The following is a 5,706-nucleotide window of genomic DNA, read 5'->3' as shown; positions in this document are numbered from 1 at the left end:
GAGATTCAATGAGTTAAGTAGGTTTCGAAGGTGTTGGGCTTCAGKTCATCGAAGCCCGGAAGGAGCAGRTAGAGCGGTGTTGTTTGGCTCTATCGGCGATTCGATCTTCTCGGTCGAAAGCGGTGAAAAAGAGGTGTTGACAGCAGCGAGTAACGCTGTAGAATTCGCCTCCCGCTAACGAGAGATCGGAAGCGCAAGTGGTTGAAGTTGTTGATGTTTCCGAAGCGAAACTTTGAAAACTTCTTAAAATAACCGCTTGACAGATACACGGGGCGCTGTAGAATGCGCGCCTCGGTTGAGACGAAAGAATCAACCAACCGCTCTTTAACAACTGAATCAAGCAATTCGTGTGGGTGCTTGTGGAGTCAGACTGCTAGTCAACAGATTATCAGCATCACAAGTTACTCCGCGAGAAATCAAAGATGTAACCAACGATTGCTGAGCCAAGTTTAGGGTTTTCTCAAAACCCAAAGATGTTTGAACTGAAGAGTTTGATCATGGCTCAGATTGAACGCTGGCGGCAGGCCTAACACATGCAAGTCGAGCGGTAGAGAGGTGCTTGCACCTCTTGAGAGCGGCGGACGGGTGAGTAATGCCTAGGAATCTGCCTGGTAGTGGGGGATAACGCTCGGAAACGGACGCTAATACCGCATACGTCCTACGGGAGAAAGCAGGGGACCTTCGGGCCTTGCGCTATCAGATGAGCCTAGGTCGGATTAGCTAGTTGGTGGGGTAATGGCTCACCAAGGCGACGATCCGTAACTGGTCTGAGAGGATGATCAGTCACACTGGAACTGAGACACGGTCCAGACTCCTACGGGAGGCAGCAGTGGGGAATATTGGACAATGGGCGAAAGCCTGATCCAGCCATGCCGCGTGTGTGAAGAAGGTCTTCGGATTGTAAAGCACTTTAAGTTGGGAGGAAGGGCATTAACCTAATACGTTAGTGTTTTGACGTTACCGACAGAATAAGCACCGGCTAACTCTGTGCCAGCAGCCGCGGTAATACAGAGGGTGCAAGCGTTAATCGGAATTACTGGGCGTAAAGCGCGCGTAGGTGGTTTGTTAAGTTGGATGTGAAAGCCCCGGGCTCAACCTGGGAACTGCATTCAAAACTGACAAGCTAGAGTATGGTAGAGGGTGGTGGAATTTCCTGTGTAGCGGTGAAATGCGTAGATATAGGAAGGAACACCAGTGGCGAAGGCGACCACCTGGACTGATACTGACACTGAGGTGCGAAAGCGTGGGGAGCAAACAGGATTAGATACCCTGGTAGTCCACGCCGTAAACGATGTCAACTAGCCGTTGGGAGCCTTGAGCTCTTAGTGGCGCAGCTAACGCATTAAGTTGACCGCCTGGGGAGTACGGCCGCAAGGTTAAAACTCAAATGAATTGACGGGGGCCCGCACAAGCGGTGGAGCATGTGGTTTAATTCGAAGCAACGCGAAGAACCTTACCAGGCCTTGACATCCAATGAACTTTCCAGAGATGGATTGGTGCCTTCGGGAACATTGAGACAGGTGCTGCATGGCTGTCGTCAGCTCGTGTCGTGAGATGTTGGGTTAAGTCCCGTAACGAGCGCAACCCTTGTCCTTAGTTACCAGCACGTAATGGTGGGCACTCTAAGGAGACTGCCGGTGACAAACCGGAGGAAGGTGGGGATGACGTCAAGTCATCATGGCCCTTACGGCCTGGGCTACACACGTGCTACAATGGTCGGTACAGAGGGTTGCCAAGCCGCGAGGTGGAGCTAATCCCACAAAACCGATCGTAGTCCGGATCGCAGTCTGCAACTCGACTGCGTGAAGTCGGAATCGCTAGTAATCGCGAATCAGAATGTCGCGGTGAATACGTTCCCGGGCCTTGTACACACCGCCCGTCACACCATGGGAGTGGGTTGCACCAGAAGTAGCTAGTCTAACCTTCGGGGGGACGGTTACCACGGTGTGATTCATGACTGGGGTGAAGTCGTAACAAGGTAGCCGTAGGGGAACCTGCGGCTGGATCACCTCCTTAATCGACGACCGCAGCTGCTTCATGAGCTCCCACACGAATTGCTTGATTCATTGAAGAAGACGAAAGAAGCAGCCCGAAATTGGGTCTGTAGCTCAGTTGGTTAGAGCGCACCCCTGATAAGGGTGAGGTCGGCAGTTCGAATCTGCCCAGACCCACCAATTTTGTGTGGGAAACGCCTGTAGAAATACGGGGCCATAGCTCAGCTGGGAGAGCGCCTGCCTTGCACGCAGGAGGTCAGCGGTTCGATCCCGCTTGGCTCCACCACTACTGCTTCGATTGTATAAAGCTTAGAAATGAGCATTCCATCGGTACGATGGTGAATGTTGATTTCTAGTCTTTGACTAGTTCGTTCTTTAAAAATTTGGGTATGTGATAGAAAGATAGACTGAACGTTACTTTCACTGGTAACGGATCAGGCTAAGGTAAAATTTGTGAGTGGCTCTCAGAGCCAGATCGAATTTTCGGCGAATGTCGTCTTCACAGTATAACCAGATTGCTTGGGGTTATATGGTCAAGTGAAGAAGCGCATACGGTGGATGCCTTGGCAGTCAGAGGCGATGAAAGACGTGGTAGCCTGCGAAAAGCTTCGGGGAGTCGGCAAACAGACTTTGATCCGGAGATGTCTGAATGGGGGAACCCAGCCATCATAAGATGGTTATCTTGTACTGAATACATAGGTGCAAGAGGCGAACCAGGGGAACTGAAACATCTAAGTACCCTGAGGAAAAGAAATCAACCGAGATTCCCTTAGTAGTGGCGAGCGAACGGGGACTAGCCCTTAAGTGGCTTTGAGATTAGCGGAACGCTCTGGAAAGTGCGGCCATAGTGGGTGATAGCCCTGTACGCGAAAATCTCTTAGTCATGAAATCGAGTAGGACGGAGCACGAGAAACTTTGTCTGAATATGGGGGGACCATCCTCCAAGGCTAAATACTACTGACTGACCGATAGTGAACTAGTACCGTGAGGGAAAGGCGAAAAGAACCCCGGAGAGGGGAGTGAAATAGATCCTGAAACCGTATGCGTACAAGCAGTGGGAGCCCACTTTGTTGGGTGACTGCGTACCTTTTGTATAATGGGTCAGCGACTTATTTTCAGTGGCGAGCTTAACCGAATAGGGGAGGCGTAGCGAAAGCGAGTCTTAATAGGGCGTCTAGTCGCTGGGAATAGACCCGAAACCGGGCGATCTATCCATGGGCAGGTTGAAGGTTGGGTAACACTAACTGGAGGACCGAACCGACTACCGTTGAAAAGTTAGCGGATGACCTGTGGATCGGAGTGAAAGGCTAATCAAGCTCGGAGATAGCTGGTTCTCCTCGAAAGCTATTTAGGTAGCGCCTCATGTATCACTGTAGGGGGTAGAGCACTGTTTCGGCTAGGGGGTCATCCCGACTTACCAAACCGATGCAAACTCCGAATACCTACAAGTGCCGAGCATGGGAGACACACGGCGGGTGCTAACGTCCGTCGTGAAAAGGGAAACAACCCAGACCGTCAGCTAAGGTCCCAAAGTTATGGTTAAGTGGGAAACGATGTGGGAAGGCTTAGACAGCTAGGAGGTTGGCTTAGAAGCAGCCACCCTTTAAAGAAAGCGTAATAGCTCACTAGTCGAGTCGGCCTGCGCGGAAGATGTAACGGGGCTCAAACCATACACCGAAGCTACGGGTATCACGTAAGTGATGCGGTAGAGGAGCGTTCTGTAAGCCTGTGAAGGTGAGTTGAGAAGCTTGCTGGAGGTATCAGAAGTGCGAATGCTGACATGAGTAACGACAATGGGTGTGAAAAACACCCACGCCGAAAGACCAAGGTTTCCTGCGCAACGTTAATCGACGCAGGGTTAGTCGGTCCCTAAGGCGAGGCTGAAAAGCGTAGTCGATGGAAAACAGGTTAATATTCCTGTACTTCTGGTTATTGCGATGGAGGGACGGAGAAGGCTAGGCCAGCTTGGCGTTGGTTGTCCAAGTTTAAGGTGGTAGGCTGGAATCTTAGGTAAATCCGGGATTCTAAGGCCGAGAGCTGATGACGAGTTACCCTTTGGGTGACGAAGTGGTTGATGCCATGCTTCCAAGAAAAGCTTCTAAGCTTCAGGTAACCAGGAACCGTACCCCAAACCGACACAGGTGGTTGGGTAGAGAATACCAAGGCGCTTGAGAGAACTCGGGTGAAGGAACTAGGCAAAATGGCACCGTAACTTCGGGAGAAGGTGCGCCGGTGAGGGTGAAGCACTTGCTGCGTAAGCCCACGCCGGTCGAAGATACCAGGCCGCTGCGACTGTTTATTAAAAACACAGCACTCTGCAAACACGAAAGTGGACGTATAGGGTGTGACGCCTGCCCGGTGCCGGAAGGTTAATTGATGGGGTTAGCTAACGCGAAGCTCTTGATCGAAGCCCCGGTAAACGGCGGCCGTAACTATAACGGTCCTAAGGTAGCGAAATTCCTTGTCGGGTAAGTTCCGACCTGCACGAATGGCGTAACGATGGCGGCGCTGTCTCCACCCGAGACTCAGTGAAATTGAAATCGCTGTGAAGATGCAGTGTATCCGCGGCTAGACGGAAAGACCCCGTGAACCTTTACTATAGCTTTGCACTGGACTTTGAATTTGCTTGTGTAGGATAGGTGGGAGGCTTTGAAGCGTGGACGCCAGTTCGCGTGGAGCCATCCTTGAAATACCACCCTGGCAACTTTGAGGTTCTAACTCAGGTCCGTTATCCGGATCGAGGACAGTGTATGGTGGGTAGTTTGACTGGGGCGGTCTCCTCCTAAAGAGTAACGGAGGAGTACGAAGGTGCGCTCAGACCGGTCGGAAATCGGTCGTAGAGTATAAAGGCAAAAGCGCGCTTGACTGCGAGACAGACACGTCGAGCAGGTACGAAAGTAGGTCTTAGTGATCCGGTGGTTCTGTATGGAAGGGCCATCGCTCAACGGATAAAAGGTACTCCGGGGATAACAGGCTGATACCGCCCAAGAGTTCATATCGACGGCGGTGTTTGGCACCTCGATGTCGGCTCATCACATCCTGGGGCTGAAGCCGGTCCCAAGGGTATGGCTGTTCGCCATTTAAAGTGGTACGCGAGCTGGGTTTAGAACGTCGTGAGACAGTTCGGTCCCTATCTGCCGTGGACGTTTGAGATTTGAGAGGGGCTGCTCCTAGTACGAGAGGACCGGAGTGGACGAACCTCTGGTGTTCCGGTTGTCACGCCAGTGGCATTGCCGGGTAGCTATGTTCGGGAAAGATAACCGCTGAAAGCATCTAAGCGGGAAACTTGCCTCAAGATGAGATCTCACTGGGACCTTGAGTCCCCTGAAGGGCCGTCGAAGACTACGACGTTGATAGGCAGGGTGTGTAAGCGCTGTGAGGCGTTGAGCTAACCTGTACTAATTGCCCGTGAGGCTTGACCATATAACACCCAAGCAATTTGCGAACTCGAAAGAGACCAGATTGCGGTGTGTGAAGACGAAACGAACCGAAAGTTCGAATCTCACAAAACACCGAAGCTATCACATACCCAATTTGCTGAAGCGAGGCCAACGGGCCACGACTCAGTACCCGAATTTCTTGACGACCATAGAGCATTGGAACCACCTGATCCCATCCCGAACTCAGCAGTGAAACGATGCATCGCCGATGGTAGTGTGGGGTTTCCCCATGTGAGAGTAGGTCATCGTCAAGATTAAATTCCGAAACCCCT

The 5,706-nt window shown here is 51.7% G+C and carries 2 tRNA genes and 3 rRNA genes; all 5 read left to right on the top strand.

The window, feature by feature from the left end:
- Positions 1-479: 479 nt before the first annotated feature.
- Positions 480-2,016, top strand: a 16S ribosomal RNA gene (locus tag AD662_RS27910).
- 81 nt (positions 2,017-2,097) lie between these two features.
- Positions 2,098-2,174, top strand: a tRNA-Ile gene (locus AD662_RS27905).
- 30 nt (positions 2,175-2,204) lie between these two features.
- Positions 2,205-2,280, top strand: a tRNA-Ala gene (locus AD662_RS27900).
- A gap of 245 nt (positions 2,281-2,525) precedes the next feature.
- Positions 2,526-5,417 (top strand): 23S ribosomal RNA (locus AD662_RS27895).
- A gap of 155 nt (positions 5,418-5,572) precedes the next feature.
- A 5S ribosomal RNA gene (gene rrf, locus AD662_RS27890) occupies positions 5,573-5,688 on the top strand.
- Together the 16S, 23S and 5S rRNA genes with 2 tRNA genes alongside form the textbook arrangement of a ribosomal RNA operon.
- Positions 5,689-5,706 lie beyond the last annotated feature (18 nt).

This window comes from Pseudomonas kilonensis (assembly GCF_001269885.1).
GTDB classification, from domain to species: Bacteria; Pseudomonadota; Gammaproteobacteria; order Pseudomonadales; family Pseudomonadaceae; genus Aquipseudomonas; species Aquipseudomonas kilonensis.
Note: the sequence above shows the minus strand (reverse complement) of the source record. Positions and strands in the feature narration are given on the sequence as shown.